16 protein-coding genes are annotated in these 21,775 nt (G+C 71.9%); 1 reads left to right on the forward strand and 15 read right to left on the reverse strand.

Annotated elements, in window-relative coordinates; all coding sequences use genetic code 11:
• Positions 1-88: 88 nt before the first annotated feature.
• The 10 genes from KAK03_RS05205 to KAK03_RS05250 all read right to left on the reverse strand — a co-directional run bounded on the left by KAK03_RS05205 (position 89) and on the right by KAK03_RS05250 (position 17,215).
• Positions 89-3,433 (reverse strand): GH36-type glycosyl hydrolase domain-containing protein, encoded by a 3,345-nt coding sequence (locus tag KAK03_RS05205; protein ID WP_210852119.1) that lies wholly within the window; start codon positions 3,431-3,433, stop codon positions 89-91.
• Positions 3,434-3,440: 7 nt separating this feature from the next.
• Complete coding sequence (locus tag KAK03_RS05210) at positions 3,441-4,184, reverse strand: carboxylesterase family protein (RefSeq protein WP_210852120.1); 744 nt, start codon at positions 4,182-4,184, stop codon at positions 3,441-3,443.
• A complete protein-coding gene (locus KAK03_RS05215; RefSeq protein ID WP_210852121.1) occupies positions 4,181-7,285 on the reverse strand; it encodes a discoidin domain-containing protein in 3,105 nt (1,034 codons plus the stop codon). Before KAK03_RS05215 ends, KAK03_RS05210 begins: the two co-directional genes overlap by 4 nt.
• Positions 7,282-8,103, reverse strand: coding sequence for a carbohydrate ABC transporter permease (locus KAK03_RS05220; RefSeq protein ID WP_210852122.1), 822 nt, complete (start codon positions 8,101-8,103; stop codon positions 7,282-7,284). Before KAK03_RS05220 ends, KAK03_RS05215 begins: the two co-directional genes overlap by 4 nt.
• Positions 8,100-8,990, reverse strand: a complete 891-nt coding sequence (locus KAK03_RS05225; protein ID WP_210852123.1) for a carbohydrate ABC transporter permease — start codon at positions 8,988-8,990, stop codon at positions 8,100-8,102. The genes KAK03_RS05220 and KAK03_RS05225 overlap by 4 nt, the downstream gene beginning before the upstream one ends.
• Positions 8,987-10,261, reverse strand: a complete 1,275-nt coding sequence (locus KAK03_RS05230) for a sugar ABC transporter substrate-binding protein (RefSeq protein WP_210852124.1) — start codon at positions 10,259-10,261, stop codon at positions 8,987-8,989. Before KAK03_RS05230 ends, KAK03_RS05225 begins: the two co-directional genes overlap by 4 nt.
• Positions 10,258-11,706, reverse strand: coding sequence for a glucoamylase family protein (locus tag KAK03_RS05235; RefSeq protein WP_210852125.1), 1,449 nt, complete (start codon positions 11,704-11,706; stop codon positions 10,258-10,260). The genes KAK03_RS05230 and KAK03_RS05235 overlap by 4 nt, the downstream gene beginning before the upstream one ends.
• Positions 11,707-11,815: 109 nt before the next feature.
• Positions 11,816-14,740: a TonB-dependent receptor gene (locus KAK03_RS05240; RefSeq protein WP_210852126.1), complete on the reverse strand. Its 2,925-nt coding sequence runs from the start codon at positions 14,738-14,740 to the stop codon at positions 11,816-11,818.
• 50 nt (positions 14,741-14,790) lie between these two features.
• A complete protein-coding gene (locus tag KAK03_RS05245) occupies positions 14,791-15,846 on the reverse strand; it encodes a LacI family DNA-binding transcriptional regulator (protein ID WP_210852127.1) in 1,056 nt (351 codons plus the stop codon).
• Positions 15,847-15,859: 13 nt separating this feature from the next.
• On the reverse strand, positions 15,860-17,215 hold the full coding sequence (locus KAK03_RS05250) for a GH1 family beta-glucosidase (protein ID WP_210852128.1): 1,356 nt from the start codon (positions 17,213-17,215) through the stop codon (positions 15,860-15,862).
• A 185-nt stretch (positions 17,216-17,400) separates the two neighbouring features.
• On the opposite strand from KAK03_RS05250, the gene KAK03_RS05255 reads away from it, so the two are divergent.
• Positions 17,401-17,976 carry a hypothetical protein gene (locus KAK03_RS05255; protein ID WP_210852129.1) on the forward strand — a complete coding sequence of 192 codons (576 nt, stop codon included), beginning with the start codon at positions 17,401-17,403 and terminating at the stop codon, positions 17,974-17,976.
• On the opposite strand, the gene KAK03_RS05260 is transcribed toward KAK03_RS05255, so the two are convergent.
• The 5 genes from KAK03_RS05260 to KAK03_RS05280 form a co-directional block, all read right to left on the reverse strand.
• Positions 17,957-19,264, reverse strand: coding sequence for a CsgG/HfaB family protein (locus KAK03_RS05260; protein ID WP_210852130.1), 1,308 nt, complete (start codon positions 19,262-19,264; stop codon positions 17,957-17,959). The two genes, KAK03_RS05255 and KAK03_RS05260, sit on opposite strands and share 20 nt — an antisense overlap.
• A gap of 112 nt (positions 19,265-19,376) precedes the next feature.
• Positions 19,377-20,024 (reverse strand): urease accessory protein UreG, encoded by a 648-nt coding sequence (ureG, locus tag KAK03_RS05265; protein WP_210852131.1) that lies wholly within the window; start codon positions 20,022-20,024, stop codon positions 19,377-19,379.
• Positions 20,025-20,037: 13 nt separating this feature from the next.
• Entirely contained in the window at positions 20,038-20,748 is a 711-nt protein-coding gene (locus KAK03_RS05270) for an urease accessory protein UreF (protein ID WP_210852132.1), read from the reverse strand.
• Positions 20,748-21,299 carry an urease accessory protein UreE gene (gene ureE, locus KAK03_RS05275; RefSeq protein WP_310738480.1) on the reverse strand — a complete coding sequence of 184 codons (552 nt, stop codon included), beginning with the start codon at positions 21,297-21,299 and terminating at the stop codon, positions 20,748-20,750. The genes KAK03_RS05270 and ureE overlap by 1 nt, the downstream gene beginning before the upstream one ends.
• The gene (locus KAK03_RS05280) at positions 21,296-21,772 is read right to left on the reverse strand and encodes a GNAT family N-acetyltransferase (protein WP_210852133.1); all 477 of its coding nucleotides are present in this window, start codon (positions 21,770-21,772) and stop codon (positions 21,296-21,298) included. The genes ureE and KAK03_RS05280 overlap by 4 nt, the downstream gene beginning before the upstream one ends.
• Positions 21,773-21,775: the final 3 nt, after the last annotated feature.

Below are 21,775 nucleotides of genomic sequence, written 5' to 3' on the forward strand. Positions count from 1 at the left end.
AGGTGGGTGTTGGAACCATCGGGCGTTGTGATGATGGCCACGGCGGAGCAAGGCCCTGGCGTGGGCCGCCCAGGCGCGGTCATCCCGCTCACCCGATCACGATCTCGACCGCCACGGGTGTTCCTGCCGGCGCGGCCTCGGACCAGACTGCCCGGTCGATGGACACGGCCCCGGCCCGGTAGCCATGGGGGCGGCGCCGGAATGCCAGGGCGTGCCCTTCAACGGACACGCCCCGCACGCCGCAACCCTGAGCGCCCACCCGGTAGCGCACGGACCACCGCTGGCCGTTCAGGGTGAGCGTCACCTCCAGCCCATCCATCGCTGCCGGCATCACCGGGTCGATCACCACTGCGTCGTGCTCCAGGCGGATGCCCAGGAACTGGCGGATCACCAGTGACAGCGCGATGCCCGCACCGCTGGAGTAGACGCGCCAGCCGCCCTCCAGCGGTACCTCGCCACGGGCGATGCGGTCGTAGTGGTCCTGGGCCTCATACCTGTCGCTGAACAGCGCATCGCTGCTGCTGTAGTAGCAGTTGGCCTGGCGCGGGGCCCCTTGGGGCAGGCGCCGGTGCAGGTCCACCGGGGTGGCCAGACCCAGCGCCTCGGCGAAGCCGTCGGCATCCCCCAGGTGGGCCAGCGCCTCGGCCCAGCGCAGGTGGGCGTGGGTGTACATCAGGCCGATCTCGCGGCCGAAATAGCTGCTGCTCTCGGCGCGCTGGAACAGCGTCTGTGGGCCGCCGCGGTAGGGCAGCGGAGCGTCGAACAGGCGGGCGCCGTCGGGGCCCATCAGGTGCTGCCTGATCAGTGCGACATGGTGGTGGGCCTCCTCGGGCGTCAGCAGGTCGTTGAGGATGGCGTGCATCATCGGCAGCAGGCTGTGGCGCACGCCGGTGCGCGTGTCGCGCGGGTGCAGCAGCCACTCGGGCGGCTGACCGGGCGGGCGCAGCAGGTAGCCGGCGATCTGGCCGTCGGCGATCAGGTGCTGGCGGAACGCTTCGCGCACCGCCTGGGCGCGCTCGGCCAGCGCCGCGGCCTCGGGGCGACCGGCCTGCTGCAGCGCGCATGACAGCGTGGTGAGCACCTGGTGGTGCAGCGTGACGGTCCAACTGCTGCACAGGTGCTCGCGCAGCGCGGGATCGGCGGGCTGCAGCGCGTCGTTCCAGTCACCATGGCCGTAGGCCGCCAGCAGCGTGCCGGGCAGCACGCGGGCCTCGGTGATGGCCAGCGCGCGCTGGGCGTGCTGCCACAGCGTCTCGGGCGGGCCGTCCTGGTGGTAGGGCAGTGGCTCGTCCAGCAGCGCGAAGTCGCCGCTGGCAATCAGGTACTGGCCCAGCGCCAGCAGCGGCCAGTAGACGATGTCGCCGTGCGAGTCGCCGGCGCGGATCTCCCGTTCGCGCTCGAAGAACATGAACCACTGTGGCCAGTCGCCGCTGCGGTCCTGGGCGCTGAAGACCTGACGCAGCAGGGTGCGCACGGGGCCGGTGCGCTGCAGCGCCAGCAGCAATTCGACCGGTCCCTGGCAGACATCGCGCGTGCCCCAGCCGCCGCCGCTGAACTGCTCCAGCCCGCGCGGCGCCAGGAAGTGCACCAGCGCGTTGTGCTGGAACCAGGGCAGGATGGTGGCCAGCCGCTGCGGCAGGTCCTGGCCGGGCGGCGCGGTCACCTCGGCCAGCGGGCTGGGGGGCAGTGCGGCGGCAGCGGGGGGCGCGGCCTCGACCAGTCCCCCGTGCAGCGTGCAGCCGCCGGCCCTGGCGGGCGCGCAGCGCAGCGCCAGCCAGGGCGTGCCCTGCGGGCGGCCGCTGTCGAACAGCAGGCGGTCGTCATCGATCGCTTCGAGCACCGTGCCGGGGGTGGCGCGCAGCGTGAAGCGGCCCAGCGGGAAGCGCTCGCCCAAGGGTGTGCCCGGGCGGGTGAACACATGCAGGGCGTGGCCGTCACGGGCCCAGCGCGGTGTGGTGGCGTCGACCCCGTCGTCGCCGTCGATCGCCACCTGCAGTGCCAGCAGCACGCGCAGCGGCGCGCCCTCGGCCACGCGCCAGTCCAGCGTCAGCGCATGCGGGCGGTGCTGCAGGCCGGCGCGCACCTCGATCAGTCCGCCGTCATGCCGGTACCACCATCGCGCGCTGTCGGGCGTCATCGCAAAGGCGCTGGGCTGGTCCAGCAGGCGCCAGCCGCCAGCGGTCTCGACGAACAGGCGCAGGCCCTGGCTGCGGAACTGGCCCAGGTAGCCGCGCACCGTGCCCAGCCAGCGGTTGATGCCCACATGGCCCTGGGTGACCATCGAGTGGAACACGCCGCCCATCCAGCAGGTGCTGGTCAGTGCGGACTCGTCGGGGTCGAGCGCGTCGCCACTGCGCAGCAGGTGGCCGTGCGGGCGCAGCACCTGGCGCGCCTTGGCGGGGGTCACCAGGTGCTGCGCCCCGACGAAGGCGGACAGCAACCGGCCCTCGGCGTTGCGCTCCTCATGCCGGCGCTCGCCGGGCACCCAGGCCTGCAGCGTGGCGTCATCGGGCGCGTGGCAGGCCAGTGCGGGGGCGCTGCTGAAGAGGCTGCGCGGCGCGGCGGCGGTCGCCGGCCAGGCCGGTGGCGCCGGCGGGCAGTGGGCCTCGGCCATCGCCGTCACCGTGTCCACCCAGGCCAGGTCGGCCGGGCCGCTGGCCGCCGGGTGATCGGCCAGCAGCAGGGCGAAGAATCCCAGTTGCGCCCGCGCACCTGGCGGCAGGGTCAGCGCCTCGTCCTGCAGCGCCAGCAGCGCGTGTTCATGCTGCAGGCGCTGCGCCGGCAGGCCCTGCCGCAGCGCCGCTGCGTCGCCGCCTGCGTTGTCGTCTGCGCCGCGGCCCCACCACTGCAGGCCGTCGGTGGCCCAGGCCACGCAGCGCCGCAGCGAGCCCAGCAGCAGCCAGGGGTGGCGGCCCTCGACGGCCAGGTTCTGCCGGGTGGCCAGCACGGTGCCGTGGCGCGGGTGCGTGAGCGGCTGGTGGTCCAGGTAGTGGCTGACGTAGTACTCGTTGGTGCGCACCGCGCCCCAGGGCGCCAGGCCAGGGTCCAGCGCGTGCAGCGCATCCAGCTGCAGCGTGTCGGGGCCCTCGTTGTGCAGCTCCACATGCCAGAACCACGCGGTGTCGGTGGCCGAGGGCACCAGGTGCACGCGCCAGGCCAGGGCCTCCCAGCGGCCCTGGGCATGCAGCCCCAGCGCGTCGGCGTGCACGGTGGACGGGCTGCGCGGACCCAGCAGCGGCACCGCCTTCGGCCCGGTGCTGCTCAGGCGACGCAGCCACAGCCCGTGCGGACCGGCCTCGTGCGCGCTGGCCGCGTGCTGGTTGATGCTCAGGCCCCGCGCCTGCAGCCGCCGCAGGCTGCCATGGGCGGTGAACAGGCCATCCAGCCCGGCGGGGCTGGTGACGCGCAGGTCGGTGCAGATGGGAGCGCTCATGCAGGAATCAGCGGCGGCGCTGGGCCAGCAGCCAGCGCAGCAGTTCGGGGGTGTCGTAGGCGCGGGTCCAGCTGTCGTGGCCCACGCCGGGGTATTCGGTGAAGCGCGGCTGCCCGCCGGCGGCGCGCAGCGCGGCGATCAGCGCGCGGTGCGGGCCGATCGGCACCGCGTCGTCGGCGTCGCCGTGGAAAGCCCAGACCGGCATGTCCTTCAGCGCCTCCACGCGGTCCTCGTCGCCGTAGCCGCAGATCGGGGCGATCGCGGCCAGATCGCGTGGGTACTCCGCCGCCCAGGCCCAGGTGCCGAAGCCGCCCATCGACAGGCCGGTGCAGACCACGCGGTCCGGGTCGGCGGGCAGCGTGGGCAGCAGGTGCTGCAGCAGCGCGTGCAGCAGGTGGGCGTCCCAGGCGGTGCCGGGTTCCAGCTGCGGCCCGACGACGAGGAAGGGGAAATCGTCCTGCCGGTCCAAGGTCTTCAGCGGTCCGTGCACGCGCACCGCCTGCAGGTCCTTGCCGCGCTCGCCGGAGCCGTGCAGGAAGAACATCAGTGGCCAGCGGCGCGTGGGCTCGGTGGCCACGGCGCGCGGCAGGTACAGCCAGTAGCGCAGGCGCGCGCGCACCAGCACCTGGACGTCGGCGGCCTGCGCGTGCAGGCCCGGGGTGGGGGGGGTCATGGTGGTGCAGGCCGCCAGCGGCGGCAGGGTGAGGCCGGCCAGGCCCAGTTGAAGCACGTGTCGGCGGGGGAGCGTCATCGCGTGGACTCCAGCGTGATCGTCAGCGGCGGCGCGGGCAGCGCCAGTTCGCGGCCCTGCCAGGGCAGCGTCTGGCCCTGGGCATCGCGGGCGGTGGGCAGCGGCGCGCCCTCGGGCCAGCGCAGGCGCAGGCCGCCGGCAGGGGGGGCATCCAGCGCCTGCACGGCCAGCGTCCAGCCACCGGTCATGGGTGTCAGCGACCAGCCCAGCGGACCGTGCGAGGTGCGCAGACCGCGCACTGCCCAGGGTTCACCCAGCCAGGCGGCGCGCAGGCCCGCGCCGATCACCAGGCTGCGGTCGTGCTCGCGCTCGTAGGCCAGTGCATCCAGTGCGCTGCGCAGGTAGTCGGAGCTGACCCAGGCGTGCGGCATGTCGCCCAGGAAGTGCACCTGTCGCGGGCGGCGCATCACCACCTCGGCCCACTGGTTCCAGCCGGCGGGGCGCTGGTCGGCGAAGAAGAAGTCCAGCAACTGCCAGGCGCGCTCGCCCTGGCCCAGGCGCAGCAGTGCGCCGACGCTGCGCAACTCGTAGGGCGTGTAGTCGGCCCAGTCGCGCTGACCCAGGCGGCGCGCCTCGGCCTCCTGCCAGTAGCGCTCGAAGGTGGCCTGCAGCCATTCGGCGGGCAGCAGGTCATCGGCCTGCGCGGGGCTGAGGGCCACGGTGGTGGAGGTGGCATCGAAGTCGCCCAGTTCGGCGGCGCCGGGAATGAAGGTGATGCCCTTGGCCTGCATCGCGCGGGCGATGGAGGTGCGCAGGTCGGTGGCGAACTCGTCGCGCCAGCCGGCCCAGCGGGTGGCGCTGGCAGGGTCGCCCATCGCCCGGGCCAGCGCCGGTGCGTCGCGGTAGCCGCGCAGCGCCCAGAAGTTGTCCCAGTACGAGTGCATGGGTTTCTCGGAGTAGCCCTCGTGACTGATCGAGGCGGGCATCAGGCCGAAGAAGGCGTCACGGCCGGGGGCGCGGTTGGCATCGGTGCGCTCGCTCTGGCGCAGCGATTCCATGTAGGCCACCACGCGCTGCACGCGTGGCCAGTGGCGCTGCAGGAAGGCGCGGTCACCGGTGTGCTGCCACACCAGCATCACCGCATGCAGGTACTGGCCGTGGCTGTCGTTCTCGGGCACCGGGTCGGCGCCGCGGCGGTCGATGCAGCAGGGCACCTTGCCGTTGGCGAACAGGCGCTCGCCGAACCAGTCGACGAAGTCGCGCGAGGCCTCCGCTTCGCCCGCGCGCAGCAGACCCTCCACCATCATCGCGCCGTCGCGGATCCAGCTGCGCGCGTAGCTGCGGGTGCCCGGCTGCAGCGCCGGGCCATCGCGGCTGATCAGGATCTGCGCCATCGCGCTGCGCAGGCTGTCGGCCACCCGCTGCGCGGCGGCGGGCAGCTGCAGCGTGACGGCGCCCAGGCGTTGGCGCCAGGCGGTGGCGATGCGCTCGAAGCGGGCGTCCAGACCGGCCATGGTCTCGGGCGGCACCGCGGCCTGGCCCAGCGGCACGGCCACCGCGATCGTGCGGGCCTCGCCCGGCGCCAGGTCGAGCGTCCAGGCCAGCGCGCCGGAGGCCAGTGCCTGGGGATCGGTGATCTCGCGCGCGACACCGGGTGCCTCGCCCTCGGCCAGGCCAGCGTCGAAGGCGCGCAGTTCCACCGCGTCCGGCGCCTGCAGTGCGCGCATGCGGGGCTGGCCATCGACCCACCATTGCTGGTCGCGCCAGGCCAGCCGGCGCAGGGGCACCGCACCGCCGGGCGTGTTGAGGAACTGCTGCGGCGGGTTGACTTGCCAGGGGCGAAGACCGAGCACCAGCGCCCCCTTGAGCGGCGCACCCGGCGGGGCCTGCACGCGGTAGCGCAGCCACATCACCGGGGAGGGGGCAGGGCCGTCGGCGGCGGCAGCGATCGACAGCTGCGCCTGGGGATGCTGCCAATGCACCGAGGGCATCGGCAGGAAGCCGTCCCGCAGCTGGTGCGAGGCCTGCACCGCGGCCCAGTCGATGCGCGTGCCGTCGGCCAGGCGCAGCGCGGGCACCAGGCTGAATCCGGACACGCCGGCCTCGGCGGCGCCATCCTCGTCCAGCAGGCCCGAGCGGGCGCCGCCGCCGTCCACGCCCACCACGGTCCAGTAGCTCTGCTCGTTCAGGAAGGCGCGGGGCAGCGTGCCGCGCGGCAGCGCCAGCGCGCGGGTCTTGAGCATGGCGTTGGTGTCGGGCCAGGCGCCGGGCTCGATGCGCTGCAGCTCGGCCAGCGCGTCACCGCCCTTCAGCTGCACCAGGCGCAGGTGGCGCGCGCGCTCGTCGGGCAGGTGCAGGGTGTCGATCGGGCCCTGCGCGCCGTCGACCCGGCGCAGCAGTCGCCAGTGGCGACCGTCATCGGACGCCTCCAGGCGCAGCGTTCTGGCTTGCGTGCCGCCCTTCCACCAGTGCAGGGCCACGCCGTCCAGTTCGCGCACGGTGCCGTGGTCGATCTGCAGCGTGGCGCGGCCGGGGCCGGGGGACCAGGCGGTGCCGGCATCGCCGTCCAGGGTCGCCGCGGCCTCGGCGGCGTCACGGTCGGCCCGCGCCGTGGGGGCGGGCCAGGTGGCGGGCGGCGGGTCCTGCGCGGTCAGCGAGAGCTGCTGCAGGCAGACCTCACCGCGTCCACCGTCCCGGCCGGCGGCCACGGCCAGCTCCAGCCCGGCGGTGCGGCGCAGCGACTTGTCGGCCGTGGGGCCCCAGGCGAATGTCAACGCACGGCCGGGGATGCGCCACTCGCTGGGCTGCGCCGGCGGCGGCGTGTTGGCGCGACGGTGCCACCAGACGTTCTCGCCGCTGGCATCGACGAACTTCAGCTGGATGTCGTTGGCGCCGCCCGTGCCGTGCAGGCGCAGCGCCAGCGCCGGATGGGCGGGCCAGTCGATCGCCAGCGCGCGCCGCGCCACCGCATAGCCGGAGACGCCGTTGAAGTCGTAGGCCAGGCACAGGCCGCCGCGGGCGTCATGACGCAGCGTGGCGCGTACCTGGTCCGAGGCCTCGGCGCGCCAGGCGCCGGGGTGGCGGAAATCGTCCAGCACGCGGGTGCTGGCGGCCTGCACGGCACTGCCGGCCAGCAGCAGGATCAGGGCGGCCCGCCTCATTGCTTGACGCTGCCCATCAGCAGCCCCTGCATGTAGAAACGCTGCAGCGCCAGGAACAGGCCCAGCACCGGCAGCACGGTGAGCACCGCGCCGGCCATCATCAGCTCGGTGTCCTGCACATGCTCGCGCGACAGGCCGGCCAGGGCCACCGGCAGCGTCTGCAACTCGCGGTCGGTCAGCACGATCAGCGGCCACATGAAGTCGTTCCAGGCGCCCAGAAAGGTCAGCAGCGCCAGCGTCACCACCACCGGCGCCAGCAGCGGCAGCACCACCGAGCGGAAGATGCGCCACTCGCTGGCGCCGTCCAGGCGCGCCGCCTCGATCAGCTCGTCCGGGATGCCCAGCGCGTACTGGCGCACCAGGAAGATGCCGAACACGCTGGCCAGCCAGGGCACCAGTGCACCGGCGAAGGTGTTGACCAGGCCCAGGTTCTTGAGCATCAGAAAGAGCGGCAGCATGGCCACCTGCGCCGGGATGACCAGCGCGCCCAGCAGCGCGCGAAACAGCGTGTCGCGGCCCTTGAAGCGCAGTTTGGCAAAGGCGTAGCCGGCGCTCAGGTTGAACAGCAGCGACAGCGCGGTGGCGCCCAGCGCCAGCCCCAGGCTGTTGAGGAACGGTTGGCCCATGCCGTCGCCACTGAACAGCGCGCGGTAGTGTTGCAGCGTGGGCTGCGCGGGCCACAGCGGCGGCGGGAAGGTGCTGGCCTCGCCGGGCGCCATCAGCGAGGCGGCCACCATCCAGGCCAGCGGCGCCAGCGTCAGCGCGGCAATCAGCAGCAAGGCGGCGTGCAGCAGGATGGACACGGTGCGACGGGTCATGCCGCACCTTCCTGGCGCCGCGCCGCCCACAGTTGCAGCCGCGTCAGCGCGAACATCACCAGGAACAGCACGAATGCCACGGCCGAGGCTGCGCCCAGGCTCCACCACTTGAAGCCTTCCTCGTACATGAAGTAGAGGACGGTGACGGTGCGCTGCGCCGGCCCGCCCTGCGTCATCACATAGGGCTCGGCAAAGAGCTGGAAGTGGCCGGCCATCGTGAGGATGCTGACCATCAGCAGCATCGGTGCCAGCTGCGGCAGCGTGATGTGACGCAGCTGCTGCCAGCGGGTGGCGCCTTCAAGCTGCGCGGCCTCGTACAGCTCCTTCGGGATGGCCTGCAGCCCGGCCAGCAGGATCACCATGTTGTAGCCATAGTTCTTCCACACCGACATCAGCACGATGGCCGGCATGGCGGTGGCAGGCTGGCCCAGCCAGTCGATCGCGTCAATGCCCAGCCACGCCAGACCGTGGTTGAGCAGGCCGTAGCGCGTGTGCAGCAGGTACTTCCAGACCACCGCCACCGCCACCAGCGTGGTCACCACCGGGGCGAACAGTGCGGTGCGGAAGAAGGCCCGCGCACGCACCAGCGGCGAGTTCAGCAGCAGCGCCGCGCCCAATGAGGCGCCGATTGACAGCGGCACCCCCACCGCCACGAAGAAGGCGGTGTTGCCCAACGCCTGCCAGAACAGCGGCGTGGCCAGCAGTTGGGTGTAGTTGCGCAAGCCGGCGAAGCGCAGGTTGTCCAGTGAGGCCAGCGCGTAGATGTCGAAATCGGTGAAGCTCAGGGCCAGCGCCGCCAGCACCGGCAGCGCGAAGAACACCGCGATGGCCATCACCGCCGGGGCCACGAACAGCCAGCCGGCCCAGTCGAGCGGCTTGAACCTCATGCGGCGCCTCCGTGGCGCGCCAGCATCCAGCGGCGCTTCTCCAGCAGGCGGTCGGTGCGCCCATCCAGCACCGCCAGTGCGGTCTCGGGGGCCATCGTGCCGCGCACCACCTGCTCCAGCACCAGCTTCAGCTCGGTCGCGATGCGCTCCCATTCGGGCACCTGCGGCACCGGGCGCACGTGCTCCAGCTGGGTGCGGAAGGCCTGCGTGGGCTCGTCGCTGGCCAAGGTGCCGCCGGTCCAGGCGCTGCGCCGGGGCGGCAGGTTGCCGGTCATCGCGTGGAAGCGCTGCTGCACCTCGGGCCGCGCCAGGTAGCGCATCACCGCGAAGGCCTCGGGCTTGTGGGTCGAGCGGCGGAACATCGCCAGGCTGGCGCCGCCGGCGATCGACGCACCGGGGCCGCGCGTGCCCTCGGGGCCGGGCAGCGGCGCCGTGGCCCAGCTGGCCTGCAGCGCGGGCGGCAGGCGGCGGCGGAACTCACCGATCTGCCAGGGCCCGCTGATGTAGAAGCTGAAGTAGCCGCGGCCGAACTCGTTCCAGACGTTGGCGATCTCCTGGTTGCTGGCCGGCGGCGCCAGCTGCTCGCGGTACAGCGACAGGAAGTAGTCCCAGGCGCGGCGAAAGCCCGGGCTGCGGAAGTGGCCGCGGGTGGCGTTGTCGCGCAGCAGCGGCTCGTCCTGCTGCAGGCCCAGGGCGACGATCGGGTCGTATTCGTTCAGCGGCAGCAGCACCGCGTAGTTCGCCGGGCCGACGCGCCGGCGGATGGCGCGCAGCATGCGCTGCCATTCGGCCCAGTCGGCAGGGGGGTGATCAAAGCCGGCCTGGGCCAGCAGGTCGCGGCGGTAAAACAGCAGCCGGGTGTCGACGTACCAGGGCAGACCGACCAGCGTGCCGTCGATCAGGTTGGTGCGCCAGATGCCTTCGAAATGGTCCGCCGGGTCGATCTCGGGGGCCTGCGCCAGCCACGGCGCCAGCGGCTCCAGCGCGCCCAGCGCGGCGAACTCGGGCAGCCAGGTGTTGCCCAGCTGGGCCAGGTCGGGCGTGGCGTCGCCGGCGAAGGCGGTCAGCAGCTTCTCGTGGGCGGCGCTCCAGGGCAACTGCTCGATGCGCAGGCGGATCCCGGGGTGCTCGGCGCGGAAGTCCTGCAGCAGTTCGGCCACCACCTCGCCCTCGCGGCCCATGGCCCAGAAGCGCAGCTCGCCTGCGCCCGGCCGGCTGCAGCCGGCCAGCGGTACAGCCGCCAGCAGCAGGTGACGCCGCCGCAGGCTCATCCCAGCCAGCCGCCGGTGAAGCCGGCGCGCAGCAGGCCGCGGCGCAGCGTGGGCTCGCCGCGCATCACGCGCCACAGACCGCCGTGACGGTGGTTGGCGGCGGCCAGCGCGATCGAGCCCTGGTCGATGCCGATGTGGTCGGTCCCGGTCCAGCCGAAGCCGGGCACGGTGCGGCCGTCGGACAGCGTGGCGCCCTCGACGCGGAAGCTGGTGTTGAAGCTGTCGACGAAACCGTGGCGGTTGTAGATCACGTGGCCGAAGCGCTGGCGCAGCGCGCGAAGCAGCGGCAGCACCACCTCGGGGGCGAAGGGCAGGCTGGACAGGCCGGCCGCGGGCGCCAGCGTGCCGTCATCGAAGGTGCCCACCAGGGCCGCGCCGCGGGCGCGGTAGTCGTGGAACTGCCGCCGGCGGCCGCGGTGGTCGGGGCCCTGGATCATGCCGGGGCCGTCGCAGGCGGTCAGGCCCCAGATATCGGCGCCGTAGTCGTTCCAGTCCTGCGGGTTGGCGATGGCATAGGCCCGCTGCGCCAGCGTGGCGCGGCGGCTGTTCTCGAAGTAGTCCAGGCCCTTGTCGCGCATGAAGGCATCCTGGATGCCACGGAAGTCGATGAAGCAGTGGCTGAACTGGTGCCAGAACAGGGGCGCGCCGCCCAGGTGGGTCTGGCCCATGAAGGTGCCCCAGCTGCGGCTGTAGGTGCGCGTGTAGTCGTCCCAGGACGAGGCCGCGGCCGGGTGGGTGGGCGAGCCCAGGGCCAGCAGATACATCATCGTGGCCTCGTCGTAGCCGAGGTAATCGATGAAGTCGGCGAAGCCGCGCTCGGGGTTCCAGCCCATGCAGATCAGCCCGCCGCGCTGCTGCATCCAGGGCCAGTCGATGCGCTCATGGATGGCCTGCACGCGCTGTCGCAGTTCGCGCTCGTCGGGGTGGTCGCCGTCAAAGAAGGCCTGCGACGTCAGCAGGCCCGACAGCAGCCACGCCGTGTCGATGCTGGAGAGCTCGACACCGGGTGCGAAGCGGGTGCCGCGCTCGATGTCGATGAAGTGGTAGAAGAAGCCGCGGTGGCCGGCCATGCCGCTGGCCTGCGGGCCCTGCGGCGCCTGGTCCAGGAAGCGCGCGGCCGCCAGGCAGCGGGCCCGGGCGGCCTCGCGGCTGCGCAGCCCTGACTGCACCGCGGCCACGAAGGCGGCCAGCGCGAAGCCCGTGGCCGCGGTGCTGGCCATGCGCGGACGACGGGGGGAGCGGTCGGGCGCCAGGCCGCTGACCGGGTGGGTGGTGTCCCAGAAGTAGTCGATGGTGCGGGCCAGCAGGTCATCGACCAGGGCCTCGTCACTGGTCGGCAGGCCCGGTTCAGCGGAGGGCGCCTTGGCCAGGGCCGGCAGCGGCAGCAGGCCGGACAGGGCCCAGGCCAGCCAGTGCCGGCGGGAGAGCGGGAGGACGGGGGGCATCGTCAACGGGGCGGTCGTCAGGATGAGCGGGACCACTGCGGTGCTCGGTCCGACCGCCGCAGTGTCTCGCATGGACAGGGGGCCGGCACGGCGCCGGCCCCGCGATCGCTCAGAACTTGTAGCCGATCGCCAGTCGCACGGTGCGCGGATCGCCACGCACCGAGTTCGGCTTGCCCAGGTTCAGGTTGTCGCCGCCCACCGCGTTCTTCTGACCCCCCGGCGCCACGGGGCCACCGCCCCAGTCGTCGAAGCCGCCGTAGTTGACGACGTTGAACAGGTTCAGCACATCCAGCCGCAGCGTGGCCTGGCCCATGCCCAGCGAGAAGTCCTTGGCCAGTCCCACGTCGATCTGGCGGAAGCTGGGCGATTCGCCCTCGACCGAGACGCAGTTGTTCCAGCCATTGGCGCAACTGGTGATGCGCCGAGGCTTGCCGCTGCCCCAGGTCATCTTGCCCGACAGGGTGATGCCCCAGGGCAGCAGCGTGTCGGTCAGGCCGGCCACGACCACACGGTGTTTGTCGACCAGCGTGGACGGGTTCCAGCCGCGCGCGCCGGTGCGGCCATAGGTCCAGTCGAAGATGTCGTTGTTCCACTCGCGGCTGGTGGTCTGGGCATCGCTGTAGGTGTAGGCCACGTTGACCGCCCAGCCGGAGCTGCGGGTGTAGGGCTTCTCGGCCTTGACCAGCAGCGCGGTGGTGCGGGTCTCGCCGACAAAGTCGCCCAGGATCAGCGTGCCAAAGCCGTTCGGGCCGCCCCACAGCGGGTCGATCGGGCTTTGCGTGCCGTAGCCGCCGTTGGGGTCGCGGTTGCCACCGAACCAGATGAACTGGTTCTTGGCGTCGATGCGGCTCAGCGCCACCTCGGTGTTCCAGTCGGCCACGGCCTGACGCAGGCCCAGGCTGAACTGGTCGGCATAGGGCATCTTGAAGTCGTTCTTGATCAGCCAGATCTCGCCGCCGGGCTGCTTGTTCTTCTGCAGCTCGTCCAGCGCGTGGTTGGCCATCGTGCGGTCATAGCTGCGACCCCAGCCGCCGAAGACCACCGTGGCCTTGTCACCGAAGACATCGTAGGAGGCACCCAGGCGCGGCGCGATCGCGCCCTTGAAGGCCTGGCGCGAGCTGCCGGTGGAGATGTAGTCGGCGATGTTGATGCCGCCCTTGGCCAGGGATTGCGCATAGGTCTGGCCCGGCGGCGCGGTGATGCCGCCGATGGTGCGGCCATCCAGCGCGTACAGCGCGGTCACGCGGTCAGCCGGCGTCACGTAGCTGTTGTTGAGCATGTTGCTCTCGTAGTCCCAGCGCACGCCCAGGTTCAGCTCAAGCTGCCGGGTGACCGTGATGTCGTCCTGCAGGTACAGGCCCAGCTGGCGGTTGCTGAAGGACACATCGGCACCAGGGATGGCGGCGCGGATGTGGCACTGGTCGCTGTCGAGGCCGCCGTTGGTGATGTTGGTGCCGGTGCACAGGCCGCCGCTGTAGAAGGGCAGGCCGGTGGTCGTGTCGACCACCGTCTCGACCGTGTCGACACTGAAGGCGGTGCCCGCCAGGTCGTACTTCATGTTCTTGAGCTTGACACCGCCCTTGATGACATGGCCGGTGAGACCTGTCCAGGTGAGGTCCTCGCTGACGAACATGCCCTTCTGGCCCCGGTCCTGCGCATCCGGTGAGCCGCCGACGAAGGCGATGTCGCTGGTGTTGTTAATCAGGTTGGTCGGCGAGTACTTGTACTTGACGAAGGGCGCCGTGGCGTTGGAATGCGGGTTCCAGTTGTAGTCCTCGTAGCCGACCCGCGCCTCGCTCAGCCAGTCACCGCGGGCCCACTCGTGCTTGAGGTCGACCGTGCTGGAGTCGTTGCTGCGGTTCTTGACGTTGTCGGGCGCGCTCAGGCGCTTGTCCTCGGCCAGCAGGTCGGATTCGCGGCGCAGCTTGGCGCTGAAGGTGAGCTTGTTCTCGTCATCGAGCTGGGCGTCGATCTTTCCGAACAGCAGGTGTTCGCGGAAGCGGTTGACCTGGTTGCCTTCGGCGGCCTTGAGCTGCGCGATCACGCCCTTGGTCGGGTCGTATTTGTCCAGGTTCTGCGGCACGAACTGGCGCGAGTCATCGATCGTCTTGCCGTCGTAGGCCACGAAGAAGTGCACCTGGTCGCGCTTGATCGGTCCGCCCAGGCTGAAGCCATACTCGGACTTGGAGGAACTGGGCAGGGGCACGCCGGCGGCCTCGTTGGCCTTTTCGAACGGGGTCATCGCCCGCATCGAGGTGCCGGTGCGGTCGATGTAGACCTCGCCGTGCAAGTCGTTCGTGCCGGACTTGGTGATGGCCGTGACTGCCGCGCTGCTGACCTGGTCGAACTCGGCCTTGTAGTTCTGCGTCAGCACCTTGTATTCGGCGATCGCCGACTGCGGGAAGGGGTTGCCGCGCGAGCTGTCCTGGCCGGTCAGGCCGCCGCGCAGGATGTTGTTCTTCATGCCCACGCCATCAATGAAGACGTTGACGTGGTCGAAGTTCTGCGAACCCGCCTGGATGCTGGAGTTGCCGTTGCCGTCCGCGTTGAAGGCCACGCCCGGGGCCAGGTCGGCCGAGCTGAGGAAGTTGCGGCTGGTCTGCGGCATCGCCTCGATCATGCGGCGTGACACCAGCGTGCCGACCTGCGAGTCCTTCACCGCCTGGCGGTTGGCGCTGCCGATGATGGTGACCTGCTGGCCCGCTCCGGGTGCGCTCAGGTCCAGCGAGGCGGTCTCGCCGACCTGCAGCGTGACCTCGTTGCCGCCCTGGCCACCCACCTGGATCTCGTAGCGACCTGGTGCCAGGCCACTGAGCACATAGCTGCCGTCGGCGCGGGTGGTGGTGCGGTAGGTGTTGCCGTTGTCCTTGCTCACGGCCACCACGGTGACGCCCGCCTGCGCAAGGGCCGCGCCAGCATTGACCTGGCCCTTGAGGGTCGAGGTGCTCAGCTGTGCCTGGGCGGCGCCAGCCAGTGCCAGCACGACCGCAGCAGCCAGCGCGTGTCTGTGGAAACCTTTTCTCGGTTGCTTCATCGGGATGTCTCCGGGGTGTTGTGGTGGTGGGAGGGACGAGAGGGAAGGCGTCAGTGCGGCCCGGACGGGCCGACCGACGGGGCGCCCGCATGGCGCCCGGCGACGGGAGAGGGGGCGTGGCAGCTCTGGCGAACCACCAGCTCGGCGCGCAGCGTCTGGCGCGGCGGCACCGGCTTGTCGGGCGACTCGATGGCCGCCGCCAGGGCCTCCAGCGCCAGCGTGCCCAGCTCGACGATGGGCACGCGCACGGTGGTCAGCGCGGGTTGCACATAGCGCACGATGGGCACGTCGTCGAAGCCGGCCAGCGCGATGTCCTGCGGCACCTTCAGTCCGGCGTCGCGCAGCGCGCCCAGGCAGCCCAGGGCCATCATGTCGTTGGCGGCGAACACCGCAGAGGGGCGCGCCGACAGCGCGGCCAGCAACTGGCCGGCGCGGCGACCGGCCTCTTCGGTGAAGTCGCCGGGCAGCACCTGCTCGGCCGCGCCGGGCAGTTCCTTGGCCAGGGCCTCGCGGTAGCCGGCCAGGCGCTCGGCGGCCTCGTGGTTGTGCTCGGGGCCGGCGATGAAGGCGATGTGGCGGTGGCCGGCCGCGGCCAGGTGGCGCACCATCGCGCGGGCGCCGCCGCGGTTGTCCACCTCGTAGGCGGCCAGCTTCTGCTCGCCGGGGCGGGTGTTGATCAGCACCGCGGGCAGGCCCGGCGCCAGGCTGGCCTCCAGCAACCGGCCGTCGCCCTGCGGCGACATCAGCAGCAGGCCGTCCACCCGGCCGTGCATGGCCCGCAGGGCGGCAGCGGCCTCCTGCATGTCGCCGTGCGAGCTGGACAGCAGCAGGTGCAGGCCGCGCGCACGGGCCGCCAGGTCGATGCCGCGGATCAGCTCCGAGAAGTACTCGCCGTGCAGGTCGGGCAGCAGCGCGCCGACGGTGTGGGTGCGGCGGGTGATCAGGCTGCGTGCGGCGCTGGAAGGCGTGAAGCGCAACTCGGCGGCCACCTTGTGGATGCGTGCCCGCGTTTCGGGCGTGACGCTGGGGTGGCCGTTGAGCGCGCGCGAGACCGTGGCCACCGAGACCTGCGCTTCACGGGCGACATCCTTGATGGTCACAGCCATGGCCTTGCCCCTGTCAGAGTGCGTTGGCCGCGATCACCGCGGCATAGGCCAGCGCACTGGCCTTTCGGGTGCGGCGCTGGGTGGCGTAGTCCACGTGCAGCAGGCCGAAGCGTTTGCTGTAGCCGTGCGCCCACTCCAGGTTGTCGAGCAGCGACCAGGCGTAGTAGCCGCGCACGTCGACGCCGGCACCGATCGCGGCGTGCACCGCGGCCAGGTGCTTGTGCAGCGTCTGGGTGCGCAGCGGGTCGGGCAGCGGATCGACTTCAGCGCTGGGCGGATCGAAGAAGGCCGAGCCGTTCTCGGTGATGTAGATCGGCAGGTTGCCGTAGCGGTTCTTCACCCAGGTCAGGGTGTCGGTCAGGCCACGCGGGTAGACCTCCCAGGCGGTCTCGGTGTGCAGCGCGCCGCGCTGCGGCACCGCGCTGGCGCGCTGCGGCCAGGCCGACTCGTCGGCGCGCACCACGCTGCGGGTGTAGTAGTTGACGCCCAGCCAGTCGATCGGCTCGCGGATCACCGCCATCTGCTCGGCGGGTCGCGGCGCGGGCCAGGCCTCGCCGAAGACCTCGGCCAGTTCCTCGGCATGGGTGCCGCGCAGCACCGGGTCCAGGTACTGGCGGTTCATGTAGGCCTCGGCGCGCAGCGTGGCGGCCAGGTCGGCCGGGCTGTGGCTGGCCGGGTACTTGGGCTCCAGGTTGACCACCAGGCCGATCTGGCCGCGCGCGCCGCTGGCGCGGAAGGCCTGCACGCCGCGGCCATGGGCCAGCAGCAGGTGGTGGGCGGCGATCGCGGCCTCGAAGGCGCTGCGGTGGCCCGGCGCCAGCACGCCGTGCATATAGCCGCCATCGGCCACCACCCAGGGCTCGTTCAGGGTGCTCCACAGCGGCACCCGGTCGCCCAGGGTGCGGAACATCAGGGTCGCGTAGTCGGCAAACCAATCGGCGATGTCGGGGTTGAGCCAGCCGCCACGGTCGTCCAGCGCGGCGGGCAGATCCCAGTGGTAGAGCGTGATGTTGGGCGCGATGCCGGCTTCCAGCAGCGCGTCCACCACCCGCGCGTAGTGGTCCAGACCCGCCTGGTTGATGCGCCCGCGTCCCTCGGGCAGCACGCGCGACCAGGCGATGCTGAAGCGGTAGGACTGCAGGCCCAGCGAGCGCATCAGCGCGATGTCCTCGGGGTAGCGGCGGTAGTGGTCGCAGGCCACATCACCGGTGTCGCCATCGCGCACGCGGCCGGGCGTGTGGCTGAAGCGGTGCCAGATGCTGGGGCCGGCGCCATCGGCCAGCGGCGAGCCTTCGACCTGGTAGGCGGCCGTGGCGGCGCCCCAGACGAATCCAGGCGGGAAGCGAAGTGGATCAGCGTGCGCGTTCACGGTGCACAAACAGCGATGGCGTGTTGGTGTAAACGTTTCCACGCGATGGTAGCGACCGGGCTTGGTGCGTCTGCCGGGGTTTTCCCGGGCTGTGGCGCTCAGGCAGCGCGCCGGGGCTGCGATGCGCACCGCGACGGGGCGAAAGGCCGGTGCGCGGCTGGCGCAGTTCTTGATAACTCCAGCGCATGTCCGACCCGATGCGCCACCCAACGCCCCGTGCCATGGACGCCTTCGGCCACGCGCTGATGGTGTTGCAGGCGCGCACGGGGCGGCGCCTGTGGCAGAGCCCCCTGGCGCGTCGGCTGATGAGCGACTACTTCGCTGGTCTGCCCGAGATCGCGGTGCCGGCTGAAGTGGCCGCCTGGGCCACGCGCGAGGCGCTGCGCCAGTCGATCGGCGCCGAGCCGCATCCGCTGACGGTGCTGCGCGGCACGCGCCGGCTGCACTTCATGCTGCACCTGGAGTCCGACACGCCGGACCAGTGGCTGCTGGTGCTGCGCGACGAGGCCGACGATGCGCGGCTGTCCTCCCTGCTGGTGGCCTTCGCCCCGATCGACGTGCGCTCGGCCGAACTGCTGCTGTGGCTGGCCGACGGCGAGCCGGCGCCGGCGATCGCCGAGCGCCTGGGCCTGGACAGCGCGGAGTGGACGCAGGCGCTGCTGCGCCTGTGCGCCTACCTGGGGGTGGACCAGCCGGGCGAGGCCGCGCGCCTGGCGCGCGAGGCCATCGCCGGCAACGCGGTCACTGTCGCTGACCGCTGAACTGGCCGCCCTGCGGCCGACCCGCGTAGTTCCACTGTCCGGTGACCGTGCCGCGGCCCGGGCTGAACACGCCGGTGAACACCGCCGAGCCGGCCTGGCCGCTGGTGCTCATCGTGGCGCGGCCGCTGCCATCGACGCGGCCGCTGACGCTGAACGCGCCGGTGGTGCTGGACTGGCCGCTGCCGCTGATCTGGCCACCCGGTGCCACCTGGACCAGGAAGGTGCCGTTTTCGGCACCGCCGAAGACGCCGCTGTAGGTGCCGGCGAACGCCGCCGTGCCGGCATTGCCGCCACCCGGCGTCAGCGGCAGTGGCGCCGGGGCGGGCGCCGGGACGGCCGCCGCGCCGCTGCCCGGGCCCACCAGCGTGCGCTGCACCCAGCCGCTGAAGTTGGCCGAGTCGACATAGATGAAGCCGTTCTTCACCTCGCCGCTGGCGATCAGCTCGTCGGCCTTGGTCAGCGTGGCCACCACCTTGGCCTCGCGCGAGGGTTGGTCGAAGACCTTGACGTTGGCGATCTTGGCCACCAGCAACTGGCCGGCCGCCTGCGGGCCTTCGGCGCGGGTGCTGGCGGCGGCGTTGGCGTCGCCCGCTGCGCTGGAGGTGCGGATCAGCTGCGGGTTGTCGCGGATCTGGCGCACGATGCGGTTGTAGTTGTCCAGGAAGCCTGCGGCCACCATCTTGCCTTCGGGCGTGCTGGTGTAGCCCCCACCGGCCACCGCGCCGGCCCAGCCGCCCAGGCCGAAATCGGTGCGCGTGGCCTTGCCCTCGGCCGAGGCCACCTGGATGCTGGAGCGCACATCGGCGATCAGCAGGCTGGTCATGGCCTCCTTGAACTTCAGGCCGCCGGCAATGGCGCCCACGGTGCCGCCCAGGCGGCCGAGCAGCGCACCGCCGATGCCGCCGGTGGTGGAGGAGCCGATCTGCACCGCCGGCGTCATGACGAAATCGGCGGCCTGCATCTGGCCCTTGCCGACGTTGGACTCGGCGCGCAGGTCGCCGCCGGCAGCCAGCGCGCGTTCCTGCTGCATGTTCTGCATCGCGATGCCGCGCTCGACCACGTCGAAGCAGCCCGACTGCTGCACCATGCCGCGCAGCAGCGCCGCCGGCGAGCCCAGGCCGTAGGGGCTGAGGTAGCCCCATCCCTGCTGCGGTTCGGCCACGGCCAGCACGCCCAGCTTGCGCGAGCACTGTTCGACCTGCGGTGTGTCCTGCGCCTGGCTCAGGCCGGCCAGCAGCAGCGTGCCCAGGGCCAGCAAGCGGGGCAGGGCGGGTATCGACGGGATCATGCGGGTTCTCCTGGCGGCCCGTGGCATGGGCCTGATCCCGGCATTCTGCCGCCGGGCGGGCCCCTGACCGGGGCCGCGCGGTCCCCCAAGAGAGGGGCTTGCCCTCCGCCGTTCAGCCTGCCAGCAGACCCTTGTCCTCGATGAAGCGGATCACCGTGTCCAGGCCCTCGTGGCTCTTGAGGTTGGTCATCACCCAGGGCCGGGTGGGACGCATGCGGGCGGTGTCGGCGCGCATCACATCCAGGTTGGCGCCCACATAGGGCGCCAGGTCGGTCTTGTTGACCACCAGCAGGTCGCTCTTGGTGATGCCGGGGCCGCCCTTGCGCGGGATCTTCTCGCCGCCGGCCACGTCGATCACGTAAATCGTCAGGTCGCTGAGCTCGGGGCTGAAGGTGGCGGCCAGGTTGTCGCCGCCGGACTCGATGAAGACGATGTCGGCGTCGGGGAACTTCGCCAGCATGCGGTCCACCGCCTCGAGGTTGATCGACGCGTCCTCGCGGATCGCCGTGTGCGGGCAGCCGCCGGTCTCGACGCCGACGATGCGTTCGGGCTCGAGCGCGCCGGCCACGGTCAGCAGGCGCTGGTCTTCCTTGGTGTAGATGTCGTTGGTCACCACCACCAGGTCCCAGCGCTCGCGCATGGTCTTGCACAGCATCTCGACCAGCGTGGTCTTGCCCGATCCCACCGGTCCGCCCACGCCCACGCGCAGCGGCGGGAGCTTCTTGGTGCGGCCGGGGATGGTGTGCAGCGGAGTGTTCATCGGCAAGGGTCCTTCAGGAACGGAACAGCCGCGAGTACTGCGACTCGTGCTGCGCGGAAAGAATCGCCAGCATCGGCGACATGGCCTGGCGGGCGCTGTCGGGCAGCGCCAGCGCCTGGTCCACGGCGGCCGGCAAGGCCTCGGCCAGCGCGCCCAGCAGGCGCTGGCCGGCGCTCTGGCCCAGCGGCACCGCCTTCAGCGCGGCCTGCACCAGGTTTTCGGTCCAGCCGAAGCCGAAGGCCAGCAGCGCCTCGCGCTCGGGCGCGGCGGCGTGGTGGGCGGCCAGCGCGAAGGCGATCGGCCAACTCGGCGAGGGCTTCAGCGCGGCCAGCAGCGCCACCTGCGCGTCGCCCGGGTACTGCGCCTTGAGCCATTCGGTCAGCGAGTAGCCCATCTGCTCGCCCATGCGGCGGAACTCGTGCGATTCGCGCGTCAGGCGCACCCAGTCGGCCAGTTCGTGAAGGCGCGCTGGGTCGTCGCGGCGCCAGGCGCGCAGGGCCTGCGCCAGCACCGGCAGCTCGCTGCGCGCCATCACCAACTGCAACTGGTCCAGCAGCCAGGCGCGGGCGCTGGCTTCGTCGCGCACCCAGCCCGCATCGACCGCCGCCTCCAGGCCCTCGCTGTAGCTGAAGCCGCCGACCGGCAGTGCCGGCGAGGCCAGCCACATCAGGCGCAGCAGCGTGGGGGCCGGCAGCGGCGCGGCAGGGCGGCGGACGCGCGGCATCAGTGGCTGTGCGGGTGGCCGTCGTGGTGGTGCTCGCCGTGGGCGTGGCCACCATGGCTGTGGCTGTGGCCCTCGTGGCCGTGACCATGCTCGCCATAGGCGCCGCCCTCGGGCTCGAAGGGCGCGTCGCAGCGTTCCACCGACAGGCCCAGACCGCCCAGCATCTCGGCCAGCACGCTGTCGGGCTCGAACAGCAGCGCATCGGGCGCCAGCGCCAGCGGCACATGCCGGTTGCCCAGGTGGTAGGCGGCGCGCAGCAGGTCGAAGGGCTGGCCGCCTGCGCGCAGGCGCACCCGCATCACCGGCTGCGGCGCGGCCTCGATGCGCAGCAGCGTGCCGTCCTCGGCCACCAGCACATCGCCACCGCGCAGCACCTGGCCGCGCGGCAGCACCACCAGCACGCGCTCGCCCTGCGCGGTCAGCGCATCGAAACGGCTCTTCTGGCGCATGTCCCAGTCCAGGCTCACCAGGCCGGCGCGCGCCAGCAGGGGCGCCGCCAGGCGCGTTCCATGCGGCAGGCGGCGGCTGTAGATCCGGGGCGCGTCGCTCACAGCAGTCGGTGCATGTAGCGGCTGAACGGGTCCAGCGTGTAGTCGTCGAAGGGGCCGCACTCGACGAAACCCTGGGACAGGTACAGCCCATGCGCGGGTTCGAAGAACGGGCCGGTGCCGGTCTCCAGCAGCAGCTGCTGCAGGCCGATGCCGCGCGCGTAAGCCATCAGGTGCATCAGCATCTGGCGGCCCAGGCCGTGGCCACGCAGGTCGGCGCGCGAGCGCATCGACTTGAGCTCGCCACGCGTCATGTCCAGGCGCCTGAGCGCACCGGTGACCACCAGCTCGTCGCCGCCGGGGGTGTCGTACCAGCCGGTGAAGAAGCTGATCTCGGGGCGGCGCAGCTTGGCCATGTCCAGCGCGTGCACGCTCTCGGGCGGCGAGGTGGCGTGCATGTCGGCCAGGTGCTCGTTCATGAACGCCTCGATGCGCGGATCGCTGAGGTCGTCCTGGCGGATGCGGAGCAGGGGCATGGG

The sequence above is a fragment of the Ideonella alba genome (assembly GCF_018069845.1).
Taxonomy (GTDB): Bacteria; Pseudomonadota; Gammaproteobacteria; order Burkholderiales; family Burkholderiaceae_C; genus Ideonella; species Ideonella alba.

What these genes read in the sequence shown, in the direction of transcription:
- KAK03_RS05205 (WP_210852119.1), bottom strand. Translation starts at nt 3,433, where the DNA reads ATGAGCGCTCCCATCTGCACCGACCTGCGCGTCACCAGCCCCGCCGGG.
- KAK03_RS05210 (WP_210852120.1), bottom strand. Translation starts at nt 4,184, where the DNA reads ATGACGCTCCCCCGCCGACACGTGCTTCAACTGGGCCTGGCCGGCCTC.
- KAK03_RS05215 (WP_210852121.1), bottom strand. Translation starts at nt 7,285, where the DNA reads ATGAGGCGGGCCGCCCTGATCCTGCTGCTGGCCGGCAGTGCCGTGCAG.
- KAK03_RS05220 (WP_210852122.1), bottom strand. Translation starts at nt 8,103, where the DNA reads ATGACCCGTCGCACCGTGTCCATCCTGCTGCACGCCGCCTTGCTGCTG.
- KAK03_RS05225 (WP_210852123.1), bottom strand. Translation starts at nt 8,990, where the DNA reads ATGAGGTTCAAGCCGCTCGACTGGGCCGGCTGGCTGTTCGTGGCCCCG.
- KAK03_RS05230 (WP_210852124.1), bottom strand. Translation starts at nt 10,261, where the DNA reads ATGAGCCTGCGGCGGCGTCACCTGCTGCTGGCGGCTGTACCGCTGGCC.
- KAK03_RS05235 (WP_210852125.1), bottom strand. Translation starts at nt 11,706, where the DNA reads ATGCCCCCCGTCCTCCCGCTCTCCCGCCGGCACTGGCTGGCCTGGGCC.
- KAK03_RS05240 (WP_210852126.1), bottom strand. Translation starts at nt 14,740, where the DNA reads ATGAAGCAACCGAGAAAAGGTTTCCACAGACACGCGCTGGCTGCTGCG.
- KAK03_RS05245 (WP_210852127.1), bottom strand. Translation starts at nt 15,846, where the DNA reads ATGGCTGTGACCATCAAGGATGTCGCCCGTGAAGCGCAGGTCTCGGTG.
- KAK03_RS05255 (WP_210852129.1), top strand. Translation starts at nt 17,401, where the DNA reads ATGTCCGACCCGATGCGCCACCCAACGCCCCGTGCCATGGACGCCTTC.
- KAK03_RS05260 (WP_210852130.1), bottom strand. Translation starts at nt 19,264, where the DNA reads ATGATCCCGTCGATACCCGCCCTGCCCCGCTTGCTGGCCCTGGGCACG.
- ureG (WP_210852131.1), bottom strand. Translation starts at nt 20,024, where the DNA reads ATGAACACTCCGCTGCACACCATCCCCGGCCGCACCAAGAAGCTCCCG.
- KAK03_RS05270 (WP_210852132.1), bottom strand. Translation starts at nt 20,748, where the DNA reads ATGCCGCGCGTCCGCCGCCCTGCCGCGCCGCTGCCGGCCCCCACGCTG.
- KAK03_RS05280 (WP_210852133.1), bottom strand. Translation starts at nt 21,772, where the DNA reads ATGCCCCTGCTCCGCATCCGCCAGGACGACCTCAGCGATCCGCGCATC.